Origin of the sequence: Rhizobium sp. M10 (assembly GCF_002531955.1) — a bacterium.
In the GTDB taxonomy this organism is placed as follows: Bacteria; Pseudomonadota; Alphaproteobacteria; order Rhizobiales; family Rhizobiaceae; genus Rhizobium; species Rhizobium etli_C.
On record NZ_NWTA01000002.1, the window covers coordinates 494,906 to 516,244 of the forward strand.

At 61.6% G+C, this 21,339-nt stretch carries 15 protein-coding genes and 2 pseudogenes; 10 read left to right on the forward strand and 7 right to left on the reverse strand.

Going from position 1 to position 21,339, the window contains the following annotated elements:
* Positions 1-86 precede the first annotated feature (86 nt).
* The gene (carB, locus tag CO671_RS04175) at positions 87-3,575 is read right to left on the reverse strand and encodes a carbamoyl-phosphate synthase large subunit (RefSeq protein WP_097604692.1); all 3,489 of its coding nucleotides are present in this window, start codon (positions 3,573-3,575) and stop codon (positions 87-89) included.
* Between the two features lie 171 nt (positions 3,576-3,746).
* The gene (locus tag CO671_RS04180) at positions 3,747-4,775 is read right to left on the reverse strand and encodes a zinc-dependent alcohol dehydrogenase family protein (protein WP_097604694.1); all 1,029 of its coding nucleotides are present in this window, start codon (positions 4,773-4,775) and stop codon (positions 3,747-3,749) included.
* Between the two features lie 235 nt (positions 4,776-5,010).
* On the opposite strand from CO671_RS04180, the gene CO671_RS04185 reads away from it, so the two are divergent.
* The 3 genes from CO671_RS04185 to CO671_RS04195 all read left to right on the forward strand — a co-directional run bounded on the left by CO671_RS04185 (position 5,011) and on the right by CO671_RS04195 (position 9,180).
* Positions 5,011-5,931, forward strand: a complete 921-nt coding sequence (locus tag CO671_RS04185; protein ID WP_097604697.1) for a neutral zinc metallopeptidase — start codon at positions 5,011-5,013, stop codon at positions 5,929-5,931.
* A gap of 455 nt (positions 5,932-6,386) precedes the next feature.
* A complete protein-coding gene (locus CO671_RS04190; RefSeq protein WP_097604700.1) occupies positions 6,387-7,631 on the forward strand; it encodes a TCR/Tet family MFS transporter in 1,245 nt (414 codons plus the stop codon).
* 145 nt (positions 7,632-7,776) lie between these two features.
* On the forward strand, positions 7,777-9,180 hold the full coding sequence (locus tag CO671_RS04195; RefSeq protein WP_097604703.1) for an MATE family efflux transporter: 1,404 nt from the start codon (positions 7,777-7,779) through the stop codon (positions 9,178-9,180).
* Positions 9,181-9,195: 15 nt separating this feature from the next.
* Here the strand turns inward: CO671_RS04195 and CO671_RS04200 are convergent, their stop codons facing one another.
* Complete coding sequence (locus CO671_RS04200; RefSeq protein WP_097604706.1) at positions 9,196-9,516, reverse strand: antibiotic biosynthesis monooxygenase; 321 nt, start codon at positions 9,514-9,516, stop codon at positions 9,196-9,198.
* Positions 9,517-9,580: 64 nt separating this feature from the next.
* Between CO671_RS04200 and CO671_RS33245 the strand changes: the two genes are divergently transcribed.
* Entirely contained in the window at positions 9,581-9,760 is a 180-nt protein-coding gene (locus CO671_RS33245) for a hypothetical protein (protein ID WP_141514447.1), read from the forward strand.
* A gap of 45 nt (positions 9,761-9,805) precedes the next feature.
* Here CO671_RS33245 and CO671_RS04205 read toward each other — a convergent pair whose 3' ends face one another.
* A complete protein-coding gene (locus CO671_RS04205; RefSeq protein WP_097604708.1) occupies positions 9,806-10,699 on the reverse strand; it encodes a LysR family transcriptional regulator in 894 nt (297 codons plus the stop codon).
* 155 nt (positions 10,700-10,854) lie between these two features.
* Between CO671_RS04205 and CO671_RS04210 the strand changes: the two genes are divergently transcribed.
* Positions 10,855-11,505, forward strand: a complete 651-nt coding sequence (locus tag CO671_RS04210) for a hydrolase (protein WP_097604711.1) — start codon at positions 10,855-10,857, stop codon at positions 11,503-11,505.
* A gap of 170 nt (positions 11,506-11,675) precedes the next feature.
* A pseudogene (locus CO671_RS34110) lies at positions 11,676-11,980 on the forward strand (alpha/beta hydrolase); the annotation flags it as partial.
* A gap of 191 nt (positions 11,981-12,171) precedes the next feature.
* Here CO671_RS34110 and CO671_RS04220 read toward each other — a convergent pair.
* Positions 12,172-12,312: pseudogene (locus CO671_RS04220) on the reverse strand (antibiotic biosynthesis monooxygenase); the annotation flags it as partial.
* 334 nt (positions 12,313-12,646) lie between these two features.
* Between CO671_RS04220 and CO671_RS04225 the strand changes: the two are divergent.
* The 3 genes from CO671_RS04225 to CO671_RS04240 all read left to right on the forward strand — a co-directional run bounded on the left by CO671_RS04225 (position 12,647) and on the right by CO671_RS04240 (position 17,885).
* Positions 12,647-13,744 carry a branched-chain amino acid ABC transporter substrate-binding protein gene (locus CO671_RS04225; RefSeq protein ID WP_097604714.1) on the forward strand — a complete coding sequence of 366 codons (1,098 nt, stop codon included), beginning with the start codon at positions 12,647-12,649 and terminating at the stop codon, positions 13,742-13,744.
* Positions 13,745-13,827: 83 nt separating this feature from the next.
* Positions 13,828-16,296: an adenylate/guanylate cyclase domain-containing protein gene (locus CO671_RS04230; RefSeq protein WP_097604716.1), complete on the forward strand. Its 2,469-nt coding sequence runs from the start codon at positions 13,828-13,830 to the stop codon at positions 16,294-16,296.
* Between the two features lie 479 nt (positions 16,297-16,775).
* The gene (locus CO671_RS04240) at positions 16,776-17,885 is read left to right on the forward strand and encodes a sulfite oxidase (protein ID WP_280953315.1); all 1,110 of its coding nucleotides are present in this window, start codon (positions 16,776-16,778) and stop codon (positions 17,883-17,885) included.
* Between the two features lie 184 nt (positions 17,886-18,069).
* On the opposite strand, the gene carA is transcribed toward CO671_RS04240, so the two are convergent.
* Positions 18,070-19,275 carry a glutamine-hydrolyzing carbamoyl-phosphate synthase small subunit gene (gene carA / locus CO671_RS04245; protein ID WP_097605070.1) on the reverse strand — a complete coding sequence of 402 codons (1,206 nt, stop codon included), beginning with the start codon at positions 19,273-19,275 and terminating at the stop codon, positions 18,070-18,072.
* A 270-nt stretch (positions 19,276-19,545) separates the two neighbouring features.
* Between carA and CO671_RS04250 the strand changes: the two genes are divergently transcribed.
* Complete coding sequence (locus CO671_RS04250; RefSeq protein WP_077991780.1) at positions 19,546-19,998, forward strand: GatB/YqeY domain-containing protein; 453 nt, start codon at positions 19,546-19,548, stop codon at positions 19,996-19,998.
* 1 nt (position 19,999) lies between these two features.
* Here the strand turns inward: CO671_RS04250 and CO671_RS04255 are convergent, their stop codons facing one another.
* Positions 20,000-20,887, reverse strand: a complete 888-nt coding sequence (locus CO671_RS04255) for a hypothetical protein (RefSeq protein WP_097604723.1) — start codon at positions 20,885-20,887, stop codon at positions 20,000-20,002.
* Between the last annotated feature and the right edge of the window lie 452 nt (positions 20,888-21,339).

Consider the following 21,339-nt stretch of genomic DNA (forward strand, 5'->3'; position numbering starts at 1 on the left):
CGCTCAAGGAGCGCTGACGAAGTTCCAATTCATACTCTATTCCGGACGCAAAACCGCGGCACGGGTTTGCTGGAATTGCTCTGATCTCAGGCGAAGTAGCTCTGCAGCGGCCGCACTTCGAGATTGCCGGCCTTCAGCGCCTTGATCGCCTGGGCGGCGGCTTCGGCGCCGGCCATCGTGGTGTAATAGGGCACCTTCTGCATCAGCGTCGCGCGGCGCAGCGACTTGGAATCCGAGATCGCCTTGTTGCCGTCGGTGGTGTTGATGACGAGCTGGACCTGGCGGTTGCGGATTGCGTCCTCGATGTGCGGGCGGCCTTCCAGAACCTTGTTGATCTTGGTGGCGGTGATGCCGTTTTCGCCGAGGAAGCGGGCGGTGCCGCCTGTTGCCAGCACCTTGAAGCCCTGTTCGACGAGAATGCGGATCGCCGGCAGCACGCGCGGCTTGTCCTCGTCGCGCACTGAGACGAAGACCGTGCCGTCACGCGGCAGTTCGACGCCGGCGCCGAGCTGCGATTTGGCGAAGGCCAGCGCAAAATCGGTGTCGAGGCCGATGACTTCACCAGTCGAGCGCATTTCGGGCCCAAGCAGCGTGTCGACGCCGGGGAAGCGGGCGAAGGGGAAGACGGCTTCCTTGACGGCGATATGCGTGAGCTTGCGCGGATCGGGCTTCTCGCCGTAGGCGGCAAAGGTCGCGTCGAGCTTCTCGCCGGCCATGACGCGGGCGGCGATCTTGGCGATCGGCGCGCCGATGGTCTTGGCGACGAAAGGCACGGTGCGCGAAGCGCGCGGGTTGACTTCGAGCACGTAGACGGTGCCGTCCTTGATGGCGAACTGGACATTCATCAGGCCACCGACATTGAGCGCCTTCGCCATCGCCTTTGCCTGGCGCTCCAGCTCGTCGAGCAGTTCGACGGGCAGCGAGCGCGGCGGCAGCGAACAGGCGCTATCGCCGGAGTGGATGCCGGCTTCCTCGATATGCTCCATGATGCCGGCGACGTACACATCAGTGCCGTCAGACAGGCAATCGACGTCGACTTCGATGGCGTGGGTGAGGTAGCTGTCGAAGAGCAGCGGGTTCTTGCCGAGCAGGGTGTTGATCTGGCCGGTCTTGTCGTTGGGATAGCGCTGCTTGATATCCTCGGGCACCAGTTCCGGCACCGTGTCGAGCAGGTAGGTCTGCAGCTGGCCTTCCGAATGCAGGATCTGCATGGCGCGGCCGCCGAGCACGTAGGATGGGCGCACGACCAGCGGGAAGCCGATTTCGGCGGCGACGAGACGGGCCTGCTCGACCGAATAGGCGATGCCGTTGTTCGGCTGGTTGAGGTCGAGCTTCATCAGAAGCTTCTGGAAGCGGTCGCGGTCTTCGGCCAGATCGATCATGTCGGGCGCGGTGCCGAGGATCGGGATGCCGTTCTTTTCCAGCGCCTCGGCAAGCTTCAGCGGCGTCTGGCCGCCGAACTGGACGATGACGCCGACGACTTCGCCCTTTTCCTGCTCGGCGCGCAGGATCTCGATCACGTCTTCCGCCGTCAGTGGCTCGAAATAGAGACGGTCGGACGTGTCGTAGTCGGTCGAGACGGTTTCCGGGTTGCAGTTGATCATGATCGCTTCATAGCCTGCATCCTTCAGCGCGAAGGCGGCATGGCAGCAGCAATAGTCGAACTCGATGCCCTGGCCGATGCGGTTCGGGCCGCCGCCGAGGATGACGACCTTCTTGCGGTCCGAAACCTGAGCCTCCGAGCGTGCGGCGCCGACGAAGGGCGTCTCGTAGGTCGAATACATGTAGGCGGTCGGCGAAGCGAATTCGGCCGCGCAGGTGTCGATGCGCTTGAAAACGGGGCGGACGTTCAGACCGTTGCGCAATTCGGCGACTTCCTTCGGGCGCTTGCCGGTCAGGGTCGCCAGACGCGCGTCGGAGAAGCCCATCGCTTTCAGCATGCGCAGGTTGTCGCCATCGCCGGGCAGGCCGTGCTCGCGGATGCGGGCTTCCATGTCGACGATGTTCTTGAGCTCGGCGATGAACCAGGGGTCGATCTTGCAGCCCTCGTGCACCTCTTCGATGCTGAGACCCTGACGCAGCGCCTGGGCGACCATGCGCAGGCGATCGGGCGTCGGCGTGCCGATGGCGGCGCGGATGGCGTTCTGGCTGGATTCGCCTTCTTCGAAATCCGGGATTTCGATCTCGTCGAGACCGGTCAGGCCGGTTTCGAGGCCGCGCAGCGCCTTCTGCAGCGATTCGGCAAAGGTACGGCCGATCGCCATGACTTCGCCGACCGATTTCATAGCGGTGGTCAGCACCGGCGAGGCGCCGGGGAATTTCTCGAAGGCGAAGCGCGGGATCTTGGTGACGACATAATCGATCGACGGCTCGAAGGAGGCGGGTGTGGCGCCGCCGGTGATGTCGTTTTCGAGTTCGTCGAGCGTGTAACCGATGGCGAGTTTGGCGGCGACCTTGGCGATTGGGAAGCCGGTGGCCTTGGAGGCCAGCGCCGAAGAGCGCGACACACGCGGGTTCATTTCGATGACGACGAGGCGGCCGTCCTTCGGGTTGACGGCGAACTGGACGTTCGAGCCGCCGGTCTCGACGCCGATCTCGCGCAGCACCGCGATCGAGGCGTTGCGCATGATCTGGTATTCCTTGTCGGTCAGCGTCAGCGCCGGAGCGACGGTGATCGAATCGCCGGTATGGACACCCATCGGATCGATATTCTCGATCGAGCAGATGATGATGCAGTTGTCCGCCTTGTCGCGGACGACCTCCATCTCATACTCCTTCCAGCCGAGTACGGATTCCTCGATCAGGACTTCCGTCGTCGGGGACGCATCGAGGCCGCCGCCGACGATCTCGAAGAATTCCGAGCGGTTATAGGCAATGCCGCCGCCGGTGCCGCCGAGCGTGAAGGAGGGGCGGATGATGGCGGGCAGGCCGACATGGTCGAGCGCCTGGGCGGCGATCGCCATGGCGTGGTTCAAATAACGCTGCTTGCGGTCGCTCTCGCCGAGGTTCCACTGGTTTTCCAGCTCGTCCAGCCCCTTGTCGAGGTCGGAGCCCGAGAGGCTTTCGCGCAGCTTGCTGCGCTCGGCCTCGTGGGTCTTGCGATCGAGGTCCTTGATGTCGGTGGCGTTCGCCAGCATCGAGCGCGGCGTTTCCAGGCCGATGCGGGCCATGGCCTCGCGGAACAGCGCGCGGTCCTCGGCCATGTCGATGGCGGCGGGTTTGGCGCCGATCATTTCGACATTGTAGCGGTCGAGCACGCCCATGCGCTTCAGCGACAGCGCGGTGTTCAGCGCCGTCTGGCCGCCCATGGTCGGCAGCAGCGCATCCGGGCGCTCCTTGGCGATGATCTTGGCGACGACCTCGGGGGTGATCGGCTCGACGTAAGTGGCGTCGGCCAGGCCCGGATCGGTCATGATCGTCGCCGGGTTGGAGTTGACGAGGATGACGCGGTAGCCTTCCTCCTTCAGCGCCTTGCAGGCCTGGGTGCCGGAATAATCGAACTCGCAAGCCTGGCCAATGACGATCGGTCCCGCGCCGATGATGAGGATCGATTTGATGTCTTGGCGCTTCGGCATGGGCGATATCCATTGTCTGGCTGCGCAAAAAGCCGGCCAGGGTGGGAGATCACCGGGTCGGGTCGCGCATTGAGGGTCTTTTCAGGCTAGAAGCGGCTTATAGGCAAATGTATTTGCAAACGGAACCCCATAAATCGCGGAATCGACAGGAATCCGGATATGGCGTGAAAGCTATTTCCCGTCCGGCACGACGAGCACCCGGATTTCGCCGCCGCGCGCCGGATTGGTGATCGCTTCCGGGGCCTCCTCGAGCCCGATCCGCCTGGATATCAGCGGCTCGACCTTGATCCTGCCGGAGGCGATGAGATCGGCGGCTCGACCATGGGTGAAGGGGTTGACGAAGGAGCTAATCAGCGCAACTTCGCGAAACAGCAGATCGAAGGGTTCGACCTCGATCATTGCGCCCTGCGGCATGACGCCCAAAATGACGGCAGTGCCGCCGCGCCGGGCAAGCCGGGGCGCCTGCTGCATGGTCTCGGCCACGCCGGCGCATTCGAAGACGACGTCGGCGCCGCCGGGCAGCAGTCCGTCTTCGGCAATGATGCGGGCAATGATGTCGCCGTCCCCCGGATCGGCCGTCGCGGTCGCGCCGAGGCTTTCGGCCAGCCGCCGCTTTTCGGCGCTGCGCGTCACCAGCACGATGCGGGTCGCTCCGGCGAGCCGTGCCAGCTGTAGGGTGAGCAGGCCGATGACGCCGCCGCCGATCACGATGGCCGACGCGCCGGTTTTCAGCCCGGCGAGATCGACGCCGTGAATGCAGCAGGCCAGCGGTTCGCAGAAGGCGCCGTGGAGCGGATCGAGATCGGCCGGCAGAGCGAAAGCCTGGCTTTCAGGCATGCAGACATATTCGGCAAAGCCGCCGTCGCGGTGGATGCCGATCGCCTGCAGCTTCCGGCAGAGATTGACCCGGCCGCGCCGGCATTCCTCGCAGCCGCCGCAAGAGATGTTAGGATCGCCCGTCACGCGCATGCCGGGGAGAAAATCGGTCACGCCGCTGCCGACCGCCTCGACGATGCCGGCAAATTCATGGCCGAGCGTCACCGGCGGCTTGGAAGGAAATTCGCCATGGAAGATATGGCGGTCGGTGCCGCAGATGCCGCAGGCCTCAATGCGGACCAGCAATTCGCCCGGCCCCGGCACGGGCTTGCCGATCTCGCAGAGCTGCAATTTTCCGGTTGCTTCCAGGCGCACGGCCTTCATCGGCTTGTCCTCCCGAATTCTTCTCCTGATCAGGAAGAGCCAAAGCGGGACTCCCGTCAAGCGCTTAGGGCGCCTTCTTTATCTGAAGCGGCGTGCCGATCGGCTGCGCGCTCGCCACGATCGTATGCCCCAAAAGAGCTGGCCTGTCGCCCGATGAAGTCGCTGGAATTCCTGCCATCGACGGATATATAGATTCCTGAAGTAAGAAGCATGGGCATTGTCGGGGAGAACGAAGATGGAATGGAGAGGCCGGCGTCAGTCCGACAATATCGAGGATCGCCGCGGCGATCCGGGCGGCGGCGGGTTCGGCCGCGGCGGCGGCTTCAACTTTCCTTCCGGCGGCGGCGTTCGCCGCGCCGGCGGCGGCTTGAGCATCGGCACGATCATCTTCCTCGTCGTCATCTATTTCATCTTCAAGCTGATGGGCATCGACCTGCTGCAGGTGCTCGACACCGGCAGCATGACCAGCGGCCCCGGCTACGAGCAGAGCCAGTCCGAAGGAACACGCACGCCAGCCAATGACGAGATGACCGCCTTTATGCGCACTGTGCTCGCCGAGACCGAGGATACATGGAACGGCATCTTCCAGGCACAGGGGCAGAATTACCAGGAGCCGCGCCTCGTGCTCTTCTCGGGACAAACGCAATCGGCCTGCGGCTTTGCCTCTGCCGCGACCGGTCCATTCTATTGCCCAGGCGATCACAAGGTCTATCTCGACACGGATTTCTTCCAGGAACTCTCCGACCGGTTCGGCGCTTCGGGCGATTTCGCCGAAGCCTATGTCGTCGCCCACGAGGTCGGCCACCATGTGCAGAACCTGCTCGGTATCCTGCCGAAGTTCAACGAGGCCCGGCAGCGCATGAGCGAGGACGACGCCAACAAGATGTCGGTGCGCGTCGAGCTGCAGGCTGACTGCTTCGCCGGCATCTGGGGCAAATATACCCAGCAGAAGGGCCTGCTGGAATCCGGCGACCTGGAGGAGGCACTGAACGCCGCCCAGCAGATCGGTGACGATACGCTGCAGAAACGGTCGCAGGGTTACGTCGTGCCCGAGAGTTTCAACCACGGCACCTCGCAACAGCGCGTCAGATGGTTCAAGCGCGGTTTCGACAGCGGACAATTGTCGGCCTGCGATACGTTCTCGGGGCCGGTTTGAGGTTGCTTCGCCAAGGTTTGCGAGCGTCGCCCCCTCATCCGCCTGCCGGCACCTTCTCCCCGTCGGGGAGAAGAGATTCGTGGCGATGTTGCATTCCAATAGAAGCGTTTGTGGTGAGAACGGAGGCTTGCGGCTTGTCCTCTTCTCCCCTCGGGGAGAAGGTGCCGGCAGGCGGATGAGGGGGCCTCACGGCAGGACCTTCGCTTCGGGCCTCTCGGCCCATACTTACTTCTCACTATCCATATGCCGCAGCATATGTTCGGGATAACGCCCGCCGGCAGCAGCGCGTCGTCGCCGTGATCGCCGCCCGGCGGTTGAGGGATTTCATGAACTTCCCGTACAGCTGCATCAAAACTTTGAAATGTTCACGGATTGTTTCGTTTTCTTTTCTGAGCTATGTCACTTGAGCGGCGACGAGATCGTCTTTTCAGAAACAATCGCTGTAGAGATGCCTCATGCTTGACCCGAAATTCGTTCGCCGCGGCCTTTTCCTGGTCTTCATCATCCTCTTCCTCGACATTATCGGCATCGCCATCATCATGCCGGTGCTGCCGGCCTATCTGGAGCAACTGACCGGCGGCAGCGTCAGCGATGCGGCGATCGACGGCGGCTGGCTGATGCTCGTCTATGCCGGCATGCAGTTCCTGTTCGCGCCGCTGCTCGGAAACCTGTCGGACCGTTTCGGCCGCCGGCCGATCCTTTTATTGTCGGTGCTGACCTTTGCGATCGACAATTTCATCTGCGGCATCGCCACCAGCTTCTGGATGCTGTTCGTCGGCCGCGTGCTTGCCGGCATCAGCGGCGGCAGCTTCGCCACATGCTCGGCCTACATCGCCGATATCAGCACCGAGGAGAACCGGGCGAAGAATTTCGGGCTGATCGGCATCGCCTTCGGCGTCGGCTTCACGATCGGCCCCGTCATCGGCGGCGTTCTCGGCGAGTTCGGACCGCGTGTGCCGTTCCTTGGCGCGGCAGCGCTGTCGCTTCTCAATTTCATCGCCGCCTGCTTCCTGCTGCCGGAAACGCTGGAAGCGAAGAACCGCCGCCGCTTCGAGTGGAAGCGCGCCAACCCGCTCGGCGCGCTGCGCCAGATGCGTCACTACCCCGGCATTGGCTGGGTCAGCCTGGTGATGTTCCTGTTTTTCCTGGCGCATGCCGTCTATCCGTCCGTCTGGTCGTTCGTCTCGACCTATCGTTACGGCTGGAGCGAGGGGCAGATCGGTCTGTCGCTCGGTATCTACGGGATCGGTGCCGCGCTCGTCATGGGGTTCGTCCTGCCGCGGATCGTGCCCCTGCTCGGCGAGTGGAAGACCGCTCTCCTCGGCCTGTGCTTCTCGGCTGCGGGACTGACCGGCTATGCCTTCGCCTGGGAGGGGTGGGTCGTCTACGTCGTCATCGTTGCGACTGTCATCGAAAACGTCGCCGATCCGCCGCTGCGCAGCATCGCCGCCGGCAAAGTGCCGCCTTCGGCGCAAGGCGAGCTGCAGGGCGCGCTGACCAGCCTCAGCAGCATCACCACGATCGTCGGGCCGCTGATCTTCACGCAGATGTTCGGCTATTTCACGCGGCCCGAGGCGCCCGTCACCTTTGCCGGTGCGCCTTATCTCACCGCCGCCGTGCTCATCCTGCTGGCCGCCGGCGTATTCCTCACCAGGGTTAGGCTCCGTGAGCCGGCCGAGGCGCTGGAAGCGGCGGGCTGATCAATCAGAAATAGTGATGCCATGATGAATTTTTCATCATCTTCCCGTTCTGGGGTAGTTCTTTGCGAGGCTTTGATCTAAGTCCGAATGATATTTTGCCGCTTCATTAGGCGGCGTTGCAGATTTCAATCACAGGACTGGTGTCATGGACACGCCGATCGACGCGCGCAGGCTTGCGCCGACAAACGATAACCGTTGGGGCGCACATTTCCGTGCGACGCTGGCGCTCGGCATTCCACTGGTCGGCGCCCAGCTCGCTCAGCTTGGCATACACACGACCGACGTGATGATCGTCGGGCGTCTCGGCGCCGAGCAGCTGGCGGCCATGGTGCTGTCGGCTCAGTTCCTGTTCACGATCCTGATCTTCGGTTCGGGCTTTGCCATCGCCGTCATTCCGATGGTGGCGCAGGCCTATGGCCGCGGCGACGTCGTCTCGGTGCGCCGATCGCTGCGCATGGGGCTCTGGGTGGTGATCGGATTCTGGATCATCGCGCAACCGGCCTTTTTCAATGCGGAACAGATCCTGCTTTTTGCACAGCAGAAGCCGGAGGTGGCTAGGCTCGCCCACGGCTATATCATGATTGGCCAATTCGGCGTGCTGCCGGCCCTGCTTTTCAACGTGATGCGGGCGCTCGTCAGCGCCATCGGCAAGGCGGGCATCATCCTCAACGTCACCATCGTCACGCTGGTGATGAATGCGATCTTCGCCTATGCCCTCGTGCTCGGCCATTTCGGCTTTCCGGCAATGGGGCTCGAGGGTGCGGCGATCGTCTCGGTGGTCGTACAGACGGCGGGCTTCCTCTTCATCCTCGTCTTTGTCCAGCGGCGGGAAGAGACGCGGCGCTACGAGATCTTTGTGCGGTTTTGGAAGCCGGACTGGCACGCGCTGCTGGAGGTCCTCCGGCTCGGTTTCCCGATCAGCGTCACCGTGCTTGCCGAGGTCAGTCTGTTTACGGTCGCGTCGCTGCTGATGGGTTATATCGGCACCATCGAACTCGCCGCGCACGGCATCGCCCTGCAATGGGCTTCGATCGCCTTCATGATCCCGCTCGGTCTCAGCCAGGCGGCGACGGTGCGCATCGGTGTCGCGCACGGGCAGGGCGATTATGACGGGCTGGTGCGCGCTTCGATCATGGTTGTTGTCATTGCCTGCGCCATCTCGGCGGTGGGTTCGGTGCTCTTCGCCACCATGCCGCAATTCCTCGGCAGCTGGTTTCTCGACGTCAACTCGCCGGAGGCGCCGCAAGTGCTGGCCTATGCCGGCCCGCTGATCGTCGTTGCCGGGCTTTTCCAGCTCGTCGACGGGCTGCAGGTGATTGCCAATGGATTGCTGCGCGGCCTGAAAGATGCGCGCGTGCCGATGATCATGGCGCTGATCGCCTATTGGCCGATCGGCTTCTTCCTCGCCTGGGCCTTTGCCTTCCCGCTCGGCTTCGGCGGCATCGGCATCTGGTTCGGCTTCCTCGTCGGACTGGCGGCTGCCGCCGTCATGCTCTGCGCACGCTTCTATCTTCTCCTTCGCCGGGAAAGCGCGATGGCCGGCTCTTGAGCCGGCCTTCCGGCCTTAGGCGGCGACGGGCTTGTAGCTGGCGATATCGGCGCGAATGCCGAGACGGGCAAACATTTCCTGCGGATCGAAATTGGCGGCCTTGTGGGCGGCGGCGACGGCTGCCCGCGCACGCTCGACGACCTCGGTATTTTCCCATTCGGCGATGGTGACGAAATTGAATTCACCGGGACCGGCGACCTGCTCCAGCACCCTGTGATCGATGAAACCTTCCTGTGCTTCCAGCAGCTTGTGGGTCATCATCACTTTGACGAGAAATTCCTCGCGCGCCGTAGCCGGCACGACGAATTTGTCGACACGATAGAAAGCTCCGCTCATCCATTTTCTCCTGCATCGGATGTCCGCGGGCGTTTGTAATTCCTCAAGTCTGGTTGAGGTCAACATGGAAGCGAAGACGCCCGGTCACTATCTTGAAATTACGGGGCGACCGCTTCCTGAAGCCGTCGTGTTCCAGAGTGACGGCATTGCTTCCTATATGGCGGGTTTCGACAGCTGGATAGCAACTGTGCGCCACAGCAATCGGTGGGCTCGACGTGAAGGAACGACCGGCTTGGGGCCGTGAACTGACAGTCCGCTTCTGGGGAGCGAGACCAAGAAAGTTCGCGTTTTAACTATCCACACCCCAAAGTTCCGGGTTCCGTTTGAAGTACTCAGCCAGCATTTCGGTGAGCACCCGCACTTTGCGGGTGGGATGCTGGCTCGGCGGGCGTACGACATACGCGGCCCCCGGAGGGACCGGATAGCGCGTCATGATCTGAACCAATGCGCCAGTGGCCACATATTCATGCGTGATGCAATCGGGGAGCCACGCGATGCCGAGACCTGCCGCCGCCGCCGCGGCAAGCGCCGTGGCGCTGTCGGCCTTGAACTGGCCCTGCGGCTGAACCGTGACGATCTTGTTGCCATCCATGAACTGCCAGGCTTCCGTTCCCTGCATGAGGGCCTGATGGTTGACGAGCTGCTCTACCGTCTCAGGAGAACCGTGCGCTTTGATGTAGGCCGGGCTGGCGACAAGCTTTCCATGGATCGGCCCGACACGCTTCGCGATCAGGTTTGAGTCTTGGAGGTAGGCACCCCGAATCGCGCAATCAAAACCCTCTGCGATGAGATCGACGAAGCGATCGCTGTAGGAGGTATGGATGTGAAGCTGCGGGTGCAGACGCGCCATTTCCGCGAGCACGGGGGCGAAGTGGGTTGGGCCGAAAGTAAGCGGCATTGCGACCCTCAAACGGCCGCGCAGCTCGCCGGTGGGGAGGATCGTTTCCCTGGCGGTATCGATCTCGGCGCTGGCCCGGGCCGCATGGTCCCTGAACGTGATTCCCGCTTCCGTGAGTGCGGCGCCGCGGGTCGTCCGCGCAAGAAGCTGGACGCCAAGCTCCGCTTCAATCCGAAAGAGCCGACGGCTGACGATTGACTTGGAGACGCCGAGCCGACGCGCGGCGGCCGATATACCCCCGGCATCGGCTACGGCAACGAATGTCTGTAGATCTTCGATGTCCAATTCGGCGTTCCTCGTTTCGCGACACAGCTAGTTCGATTTTGGCACTATTGCACCATCGAAGGGAACGGCAAATTGCGTCGAGGCAACGTCGCCCGCTGGCGCATGTTTCCTGCGAACCCACCGCCGTCCACAACGGCAGAGAAAGGAATTTCTTGATGACCCCTCGCAACGGCCTCGATTCTCTTCTTCGTCCCGAAGATTCGGTCCTCGTTCTGATCGACCATCAGCCCTATCAGCTCGCGAATCTGAACAGCCACGATCCGCAAGCTGTGGTCAACAACACGACCGCGCTGGCGAAGCTAGCAAAAGCCTTCAATGTTCCGACCATTCTCACCAGCGTGATCGCGGGTCGTGGTGGCCTCCTCTTCAAGCAGATCACTGACGTCTTCCCGGAGCAGGAAGTGATCGACCGGACTTGGGTGAACACCTGGCAGGACGAAAAGGTGGTGGACGTGGTCAAGGCGACCGGGCGCAAGCAACTGATTGTCGCAGGCCTTTGGACCGAAGTCTGCGTCGCAATGCCTGTCATCCAAGCCCTCGGCGAAGGCTGGGACGTGTCCGTGATCACCGATGCGTCGGGTGGCGTTTCGACCGAGTCCCACCAGATCGCCATCCAGCGGATGATCGCGGCTGGCGCAAACATGATGACCGTGATGGCGCTCGCTGGCGAATGGCAGCGCGACTGGGCGCGCACCGAGCATGTCGAAGAGCTGACCGAGATTCTCATCCAGCACTTCGGCGGCAGCGGCATCGCCTTCCTGTGGGAGCAACAACTCCTCAAGACGCCTGTGCCCAGCGAGAGCTGATCCGGGCCGGGATGGCGAGCATTTCGGTGAGAGGCGGAATTGATCGCTTTTTCGACCTTTGCCATCCTGACCTCACAGCGAAGCCTTCTGCCGAAACAAGCTCGCTCATGTGTGGCAATTGCGTATGATCCCACCGCGCCGCTTTTTGAATAATTCGCGGAGACTCCTCGATGCCTCCCTCCCTTCCCCTTGGCCTGCCGCTCAATCGCCGGGACGTCCTGATCTCGGCATCGGCGCTTGCCGCAAGCTTCTCCTTTCCGCTGGGCCACCGCGCATGCCGCGGGGCCTGCCACCCACGACACTCCACAACCATGGGCTTCGTCACAACCGACGACGACGTACAGATTTTCTACTAGGATTGGGGTCCGAAGGACGCTCAGCCGATTGTTTTTCACCATGGCTGGCCGCTCAGCTCGACGACTGGGACGCGCAGATGATTTTCTTTCTGTCGAAGGGCTATCGCGTCGTCGCGCATGGCCGAGCATGATTCCCTGACATCGACAGGATTCGAAGCCGATGGAGGCGTGGCGGCGATGTGATGACGGGTAAGGCTGCTTTCTGCCGTCGTCGCTGATTTTCAAAATATCTCGGGCTGTAGCGTAGAATCGGCGGCTTTCAGCCCCGCTTGGTGAGAGTGTGGTGATCGGCGGTAATAGCGAGTTATAGAACCTGCTCCAGCACGCTGTGATCGATCACACCATCCTGTGCCTCCCGCAGCTTATGGGTCATCATCACTTTGATGAGAAATTTCTCGCGCGCCGTAGCCGGCACGACGAACTTGTCGACACGAAAGAAAGCTCCGCTCATCCATTTTCTCCTGCATCGGATGTCCGCGGGGCGTTTGTAATTCCTCAAGTCTGGTTGAGGTCAACATGGAAGCGAAGACGTCCGGTCAGAAATTGCGCGGCGACCGCTTCCTGACGCCGTCGTGTTCCAGAGTGACGGCATTGCTTCCTATGTCTGCTTAGGGCGCCAATCCCAGCCCTTGGCGGCAAGAACTTTGACGCCCGCAGGAACGTCAACTCCTGACCAGCCCATAGAGATAAGAGGCAAGTGCGCTGCAGAATGGCGGAGATATCTGCGCCTGCGCGGGGGCTGTCGGCCGGGACTAAATTGGCGTATGCTGTCAAGGAGGTACACCATGCGCAGCAGCATCACTGCAGCTATCGTCGCGCTCGTCGTTTCGCTTGGCAGTCTAGCGCGGGCGGAGATCCTGATCGGAGCGGCAGGCCCGGTCACAGGACCGCTCGCCTGGATCGGGGAGCAGATGCAGCGCGGCACAGAGATGGCGGTGGCCGACATCAATGCGACTGGCGGCGTGCTCGGGCACCAGGTGCAACTCATCACGGTCGACGACTTTTGCGATCCCGAGCAGGCTGTGGCGGCCGCCCAGAAGCTGGTGGCTGACGGTGTGGTGCTCGTCGCCGGGCATTACTGTTCCCAGGCCTCGATCCCGGCATCCAAGGTGTACGAGGCCGCGGGAATTCTACAGATTTCACCGGGTTCGACCAATCCGCTGTTGACCGAACAAGGTCGTGCCAATGTTTTCCGCGTCATTGGTCGCGACGACGCGCAGGGCGCGGTAGCCGGCAACTATTTGGCCGATCGTTGGGGTGACAAGAAAATAGCGATCCTTCACGACAACACCACCTATGGGAAGGGGCTCGCCGACGAGACCAGAAAGCAGTTGAATATGCGGGGTGTCACCGAAGCGATATACGAGGCCTTCACCCCTGGGAAGAACGACTATACGGCCGAGATCTCGGCGTTACAGGGCGCCGGCATCGCCGTGTTGTATGTTGGTGGGTATTTGCCCGAGGTCGCGCTTATGGTTCGCTCTTCGCGAGACCGCGCCTACGCACTTCAACTCGTCTCAGGCGATGGCATGGCAAGCGAGGATTTTGCACTGATCGCCGGATCTGCCGCCGAGGGTACGCTCTTCACGTTTAGCGCGGACCCACGGCGCGTCCCTCAGGCGGCTCAAGTCGTCGAGCGTTTCCGTGCCGAGAATTTCGAGCCCGCAGGCTACACGCTGCTCAGCTACTCCGCCGTCCAGGTCTGGTCGCAGGCGGTGAAGAAGGCCGGTTCTCTAAAGCCGCAAGAGGTGATCGCCTCAATGCAAGGTAATCAATTCGAAACGGTAATGGGCCGGGTCGATTTCGACGACAAGGGCGACCTCACCGTTCAAAGCTGGATTTGGTATGTCTGGAAGGGAGGCGAATACGTGCCGCTGGAATAGTCAACCGCCGGCCGGGTGGATCGCTTTAGACCAGTCTGTGCAGACTTTAGTGGCTGCGCAAGCCAGACCTTGCGGTTGCCGCTATGTTTGAACGCGTCGGCATACGCGGGCGCTTGTTGCTCGCTTTCTTCGGCATCAGCACCTTCGCAGTGCTCGCGACTGGCGCAGCTCTCTATGCCTTCCTTCAGGTCGGCGACGTGGTCGATCGCATCACCAAGGAACGGGTGCCGACGGCGCTCGCTTCTCTCCAACTGTCGCGCCAGGCTGAGAGGGTTGCTTCCACCGCGCCGTCAGTGCTGGCGGCGACCAGCACGGTTCAGCACAACGAGGTCTCGGCTGCGATCGGAGTCGAGATGGGGCGTCTCGAAGAGTTGCTCGCCGCACTTAAAGGCACCGCATTCAGCGCGACGGCGGTGACTGAAATCGAAGACGCCGTGATTGGTCTACGACGAAACCTCGATGCTCTCGACTATCTTGTGGCCGTTCGCCTTACCATGGTTCAGCGCAAGGAGGCGTTGCTGCGCCGCTTATCGGACACGACAAATGCAAGTCAGCGTCTCGTCGCGCCCGGTATCGTCGTGATGAACTCCAAGGTTCCCCAGTGGCGCGCAGCGGTGGCTGATTCCGCCGCGCCACCCGACGCGCGTGCTGCGGCGACGAGCGACCTGGTCAAGGCAATCGCGGCCTACATCCCCCAGCAGAGGGCGCAACAGGAGATCTCAGCAGTCAACGACGCGCTGGTCAAAACTGCCAACGCGCATACGCCGGGAGATCTGAAGCTGATCCTGTTTCCGCTCCGCCGGTCGCTCGCCGTACTCGAAACGGTCTCCACCGAGATCGACGAAAAGTTGCGGACCCGCTTCCAACAACGGTTGGACGAGTTGAAGTCGCTGACCGACGGTGAGAACGGGATCCCGAAGGTACGACAGGACGAGTTTGCTGTCCTTGCACAGGGCGAAAAGCTTCTGGCTGAAAACAGCCGGCTATCGCGCGACCTTACCGCGGCCGTCGATCGCCTGGTTGCAAAGGCAAACCATGAGATCGCCGCGTCCGCTCTCGAAGCCTCGGTCGTCCGGCGATACGGCACCGGCATTGTCCTTGGCTCCGCCCTTCTAAGCCTCCTGAGTTCGGTTCTGGTTGTCTGGCTCTATGTCGACCGCAGCCTTCTCGCCCGTCTGGGAGAGGTAAGCCAAAGCATGCTGGCAATTGCGGGCGGCAATCTGCATGCGCAGATGCCCGCCGGAGGCCGCGACGAAATCGGCCGCATGGCCGGGGCGCTCAGGCTGTTCCGGGATACTGCGGTCGAGGTGGAGGAAAACAGCCTGCGCGAGGTTGCGGAAGCGCGCCAGCGGCTTGTGGATGCCATCGAGAGCATCTCCGAAGGATTCGCTCTGTACGATGGCGAGGACAGGCTCGTGCTAAGCAATAGCCGCTACCGCGAGCTGTTGTACGCCGGCCTGGAGGAAATGACACCCGGCACGACATTCGAGCAGATTGTTCGCCGGTCCGCCGAGGGCGGCTACATCAAGGATGCTGAGGGGCGAGTCGAGGAGTGGGTTGCCGAGCGGCTTTCGCGACATCGCAACCCTGGTGAAACGTGGGTGCAGCGGCGTCGCGACGGGCGATGGATCATGATTAGCGAGCGGCGGATCACGGCTGGCGGCACGGTGGCCGTCTACTCGGACATCACCGAGCTGAAGCAACGGGAGGAAAACCTTGCCGAGAAATCCGTAGCTCTCGAGGCGCTTTCCAGCAAGCTGGCGAAATACCTGGCGCCGCAAGTGTATAACTCCATATTCACCGGCCGCCAGGACGTCAGGATCGCCAGCCAGCGGAAGAAGCTGACGATATGTTTCTCCGATATCGCCGGCTTTACCGAAACCACAGACAAAATGGAATCCGAGGATCTCACACAGCTCCTCAATCACTACCTGACGGAAATGTCGAAGATTGCTTCAGATCACGGCGCGACGATCGATAAGTATGTCGGAGACGCCATCCTGATGTTTTTCGGCGATCCGGAAACCCGCGGCGTCAAGGATGACGCGCTCGCCTGCGTGCAGATGGCTCTCGCCATGCAAAAGCGAATGAGCGAGCTTGGGGAAATCTGGCGCGATATCGGAATTGAAACACCGCTGCGCTGCCGCATTGGCATTCACACAGACTACTGCACTGTGGGCAACTTCGGCAGCGAGGACCGGATGGATTACACGATAATCGGCGGCGCCGTGAATCTCGCCTCGCGCCTTGAGCAGGAAGCGTCGCCGGGCACCGTGCTCATTTCTTATGAGACGTTTGCGCAAGTGAAGGACACGATCGAGTGTGAGGAACTGGGGCATGTCCACGTAAAGGGAATAGCCTATCCGGTCGCCACCTATCGCGTGGTCGATCTGAAGGAAAATCTGGTCCGCAGCCGTCGTACCGTCCGGACCGAACTGCCGCACCTGAGATTGGAAGCTGAGCCCGAGCTTATGTCTACCGATGAGCGCGATCAGGCCGCCGCGGCACTTCGAGACACGCTCGATCGACTTTGTCACAAGCCTGGGTCGTAGGCTCACGTTCGCGCGGGTTGTCGCCCCTACAGGCAGCGGCCTCCCCAGAATGCGGTGATAATTGGATCGATGTCCTTGCAAGCCGATGGATCGATGTTCGCGTTGGTTACACCCGTAGCTGTCACCTGTGCGCCCACCGTGATTCCAGTGTAACCTGCGCCGAGCTCAGCCGCAGTTTTGTGGAACTTGGTCTGTTTGCCAAGCATTCCGCGACTGCCTTCGAGACCGTTGTCGACAACGTTCTTGATGGTGTAGGTGCCGCCAGCCTCCGGACATGGGGACGCGAAAGAGACGTGGGGCCCATAGCAGCATTCGGGCCTTTTGCTCCCGTTCGAGGTCGATCCGAGGAACGTGCGGTATGTGCTAGAATGGGGCCGAAGACGGAACGCGACAGACGCACTGCGAGGGGCGGTGTGATCAAACCGGAATTCGCGCGACCGAGTGCCAACGTTGTGCTCTTGGAAGGGGAGACGAGGACGATGCCGACACCAGAGCAACCCAGTCTAATAGTTCGACAGAAATCCCCTGAGAATATCGAGTTTCCGTTTGCGTCACTCTCCGATTGGCTGATCCCAACCGAGCTGTTCTTCGTGCGAAACCATTTCCCGTCGCCGGACCTCGATGCGCGAGACTGGAGATTGCGCGTTGGCGGGGCGGTGGAGCGGCCGATCGAACTTGACCTCGACAGCATCAAGGCGATGCGGAGCACGACTTTCACTGCCGTCGTCGAGTGCGCAGGGAACGGGCGCGTCTACTATGTGCCGCCGAGGGAAGGGTTGCAGTGGCAGAACGGAGCCGTCGGCAATGCCGCGTGGACAGGTGTTCCTCTGCGCGAAATTTTAGAAATGGCGGGCGTTAAGCGAACCGCATGTGAGGTTCTGCTCGTAGGCGCAGACAGCGGCGTCGTCGACACGAACAAGAAAACGGCCTCTCCTGGCCCCATCGCTTTTGCGCGCAGTTTGCCGCTTGAGAAGGCCGTCGCTGACAGCACGATCCTTGCCTATTCGATGAACGAGGAGCCGTTGACGCGCGATCACGGCTACCCGCTGCGCGCGGTCGTGGGTGGCTGGTTCGGCATGGCTTGGGTCAAGTGGATCACTGATATCACGGTTGTGGAGCAACCGTTCCTTGGCTACTGGCAGGCGCGCGACTATTTCCGTTGGGAGCGCAGCCTCGGGGAACCCAGGCTGGTCCCCCTCGCGGAGATGGAGGTCAAAGCGCAGATCGCGCGTCCCGTGCAGGGCGCGCGTCTCGTCGCCGGCCAACCGTATCGGATTTTCGGAGCCGCCTGGAGCGGAGAGGCTGTTATCCGGCAGGTGCAGGTCTGCACCGGAGATGGCAGGGGCTGGCGCGAGGGGAGGCTCCTCGAAACAGAACGTCCCTTCGCATGGCGCTTGTGGGAATACATGTGGACCCCTGAAGAAGCGGGGCGATATATACTGCGATCTCGCGCGATCGATGGTGCGGGGTGCGTGCAGCCCGACCTCCAGCGTTCCGACTGCGAGAGCTACGCGGCCAATTGGATCGTTCCGGTGGAGGTTACGGTCGTTCCCGCACCACAAACGTACGAGGAGGAATTCGTGATCTAATCACCCGCATGGGGCGGAATGGCGGCTTTTGGCGCAACGCGGCCTTATTCCTCTATAACGAAAAAAGACCGCTTCGGCAGATAGCGGTCCTTCCTCTCCTTGCTGCCTTCAAGATCAACAGATTCCACATCACGTTGGTGGCTGCCGGTTTAGCGGGTCTTTGCGAAATCGGCAGTTCTTGAAATCAGCGTTCGGCGAGCGCCGGTTCGCCCTTCTTCTCGCGCACCATGTTGATGAAGCGGCGGAAGAGATAGTGGCTGTCCTGCGGGCCGGGGGAGGCTTCCGGATGGTGCTGGACGGAGAACACCTGCTTGCCGAGCACGCGCAGGCCGCAATTGGTGCCGTCGAACAGCGAAATATGAGTCTCTTCAACGCCATCGGGCAGCGACTTCGAGTCGACCGCGAAGCCGTGGTTCATCGAGACGATTTCGACCTTGCCGGTCGTGTGATCCTTGACGGGATGGTTGGCGCCATGATGGCCCTGGTGCATCTTCTCGGTCTTGGCGCCGAGGGCCAGCCCGAGCATCTGATGGCCGAGGCAGATGCCGAAGACCGGGATATCGGTCTTAACAAGCGTCTTGATCACGGGCACGGCATATTCGCCGGTTGCCGCCGGATCGCCGGGGCCGTTCGACAGGAAGATGCCGTCCGGCTGCATGGCGAGCACGTCTTCGGCGCTCGTTGTCGCCGGCACGACGGTCACCTTGCAGTCGAGGCCGGCAAACAGGCGCAGAATGTTGCGCTTGACGCCGTAGTCGAGGCAGACGACGTGATACTTGGCATCGGCCGCACCGAGCTCGCCGTAGCCTTCGTTCCATATCCACGGCGTCTGGGTCCATTGCGAGGACTGGCCCGAGGTCGCGATCTTGGCGAGGTCGAGGCCTTCGAGGCCGCTCCAGGCCTTGGCTTCGGCCTTCAGCGTCTCGATGTCGAAGACGCCGTTCGGATCGTGGGCGATCACTGCGTTCGGAGCGCCGTTCTCGCGGATCCAGGCGGTCAGTGCGCGGGTGTCGATGCCGCAGAGGCCGATGATGCCGCGCGCCTTCAGCCATTGGTCGAGATGTTTGGCGGCGCGGTAGTTCGAGGGTTCGGTGATGTCGGCCTTGAAGATGACGCCGACGGCGCCGTGGCGGGCGGCAGGCGTCAGATCTTCGATGTCCTCATCATTGGTGCCGATATTGCCGATATGGGGAAAGGTGAAGGTGACGATCTGGCCGAGGTAGGAAGGGTCGGTCATGATCTCTTCATAGCCGGTCAGCGCCGTGTTGAAGACGACCTCGGCCTGGACCTTGCCCGTGGCGCCGATGCCCTTGCCATCGATCACCGTGCCGTCGGCAAGAACGAGCAGGGCGGTCGGCTTTTCGATTGTCCAGGGTGCTGTCGCGGTCATCTTCATCCCGTTTCCGGCGGCCGATGCGCGTTGCCGCGCTCGCTGCCATTTGATCTCGCAGGCGTGTGGACGCGGCAATGCCGCGCGCTTCAGGCCTGATCACGAATTTTGGTGCAGGTGGCGGTAGATAGCCACGCAATCGCTGAGCGTCAATCTTTGTAACCGGGATTGCGGCTGTTTTCCTGCGCTTTATCGCGCCGATCGCGCAATTTATTTGATCCCCCGCATCAGCGTGGTTTATGAAGCAGCATCAAATCAGGAGAAAAGACCATGCTGCGCGATCAACTCGCCACCCAGCTGAAAGAGGCGATGAAGGCCAAGGATTCGGAGCGGCTTTCCACCGTCCGGCTGATTCAGGCCGCGATCAAGGATCGCGATATCGCCAATCGCGGCGCCGGCAAGGAGCAGGCGAGCGACGACGAGATCCTGCAGATTCTCGCCAAGATGGTGAAGCAGCGCGACGAATCGGCAAAGATCTACGAGGAGAATTCCCGGCCGGAACTCGCCGCCAAGGAGCGCGCCGAAATCACCGTCATCCAGGATTTCATGCCGAAGCAGCTTTCGGAGAGCGAAGTGCGCGCCAACGTTTCGGCGATCATCGCCGAGACCGGTGCCGTCGGCGCCAAGGACATGGGCAAGGTGATGGCCGCGCTCAAGGAGCGTTATGCCGGCCAGATGGATTTCGCCAAGGCCTCGGCGACCGTCAAGGAACTGCTGAACTAATTCAGACCACGCGTCTCGCCTGCGGTTCGATCAGGACCGCAGGTCCGAGCACCGCCTCGGCGGCGACGTCGACGATGGCGAATTTCGCAGCCTGATAATTCCAGTATTCAAGGATGAAGCGGCGCGACAGCCAGAAGTCGCCCTTGCGGGACGGTTCGGTCCAGCCGACGCTTTCCATGGTTGAGGCCTGCGTCAGAAGCCGCTTCAGGTGCGTGTTCGATATCATGAACTGGTCGCGGATTTCCCGCAGCGACAGGGGGCCGACCGCGACGCGCTCGGCCGTCCGGGGAAATTCGGGAAGGCGCGAGATCAGGTAGTCCATCACCAGCCCGCCGGAATTTGCCCAGTTGAAGAGGTTGAAGGTGGGGCCCGGACTGCGCACCGCCTGGCTTCCGATGATTGCTTTTGCGATGCGGGGCTGGATCGCTGCCATCATCGCCACGGGATCGGCGGCGATCCTGTCGGCGCGCTTACCGCCGTCGAGGCTGTCGAGGATCATCATGTGGGTGACGAGCCATCGGGTGAAATGCTGCTCGGCGATTTCGGTGGGTTCCAGATAGCGTGTGCGCTTGTCGGCACCAGGAGCCGGACGCAGGAAGCGATAGGCCAGCATTTCCTGCATGAAGGCCGCGGCCGTGTTGCGGCTGGCGATGTCGTTCTTGACCGCAAAATCGATGAAGCGGCCGGAATAGAGGCCGCTCTTTTCATAGTCGGGATGGCCATAATGAAGCGCAAAGCCGGCATGGGCCATCAGCCAGCGCTGCTGTGCGGCGAAAATCGAGGCGATGCGCGGGCTCTCACGATAGATCGTGAGCATCTGATCGGCGCAATGGAGGATCGCAGCGAGAAAGCGATCGTCCGCTGCAAGAGTTTCAGCGGTAAAAGCCATGGGGAAGGGGTCCAGGAAAGTCGGCCCATACTTCCTTCACGCAAGCGCCTGATGTCAACGATTTTGTCAATAATCGGTTAATTTCAAAAGGGAATTTGTATCAGGGGAAACCAAAAAATTAAGAAGGCAGGAGCTGGGGGCGCTCCTGCCTTCTTGCACTTTGCTTCCGCCGGCACGCAGGGCCGAAGCCCAAGCCGGAGGCTATTTGCAAAGGCACCCTTGCGAAGCGGCGCCGGGGGTAGGGATGGTGCTTCGCTCGGGGATCGCTTTGTTGAGATCGAACTTATTGCGGGGCGGCGGGCTGTTCAAATTACAAAAAAATAATGATTGCCGAAAATGTCGGTTTTGGAGATGTCGAAGCGGAGGCTCGGATGGCGCTGCAAAGAGCAGAGCGGACCGTGATAGAGGGTGATAATAATTTGTTTTCAAACGATTTATTTGAGGCACATGGG

What these genes read in the sequence shown, in the direction of transcription:
- carB (WP_097604692.1), bottom strand. Translation starts at nt 3,575, where the DNA reads ATGCCGAAGCGCCAAGACATCAAATCGATCCTCATCATCGGCGCGGGA.
- CO671_RS04180 (WP_097604694.1), bottom strand. Translation starts at nt 4,775, where the DNA reads ATGAAGGCCGTGCGCCTGGAAGCAACCGGAAAATTGCAGCTCTGCGAG.
- CO671_RS04185 (WP_097604697.1), top strand. Translation starts at nt 5,011, where the DNA reads ATGGAATGGAGAGGCCGGCGTCAGTCCGACAATATCGAGGATCGCCGC.
- CO671_RS04190 (WP_097604700.1), top strand. Translation starts at nt 6,387, where the DNA reads ATGCTTGACCCGAAATTCGTTCGCCGCGGCCTTTTCCTGGTCTTCATC.
- CO671_RS04195 (WP_097604703.1), top strand. Translation starts at nt 7,777, where the DNA reads ATGGACACGCCGATCGACGCGCGCAGGCTTGCGCCGACAAACGATAAC.
- CO671_RS04200 (WP_097604706.1), bottom strand. Translation starts at nt 9,516, where the DNA reads ATGAGCGGAGCTTTCTATCGTGTCGACAAATTCGTCGTGCCGGCTACG.
- CO671_RS33245 (WP_141514447.1), top strand. Translation starts at nt 9,581, where the DNA reads ATGGAAGCGAAGACGCCCGGTCACTATCTTGAAATTACGGGGCGACCG.
- CO671_RS04210 (WP_097604711.1), top strand. Translation starts at nt 10,855, where the DNA reads ATGACCCCTCGCAACGGCCTCGATTCTCTTCTTCGTCCCGAAGATTCG.
- CO671_RS04225 (WP_097604714.1), top strand. Translation starts at nt 12,647, where the DNA reads ATGCGCAGCAGCATCACTGCAGCTATCGTCGCGCTCGTCGTTTCGCTT.
- CO671_RS04230 (WP_097604716.1), top strand. Translation starts at nt 13,828, where the DNA reads ATGTTTGAACGCGTCGGCATACGCGGGCGCTTGTTGCTCGCTTTCTTC.
- CO671_RS04240 (WP_280953315.1), top strand. Translation starts at nt 16,776, where the DNA reads ATGCCGACACCAGAGCAACCCAGTCTAATAGTTCGACAGAAATCCCCT.
- carA (WP_097605070.1), bottom strand. Translation starts at nt 19,275, where the DNA reads ATGACCGCGACAGCACCCTGGACAATCGAAAAGCCGACCGCCCTGCTC.
- CO671_RS04250 (WP_077991780.1), top strand. Translation starts at nt 19,546, where the DNA reads ATGCTGCGCGATCAACTCGCCACCCAGCTGAAAGAGGCGATGAAGGCC.
- CO671_RS04255 (WP_097604723.1), bottom strand. Translation starts at nt 20,887, where the DNA reads ATGGCTTTTACCGCTGAAACTCTTGCAGCGGACGATCGCTTTCTCGCT.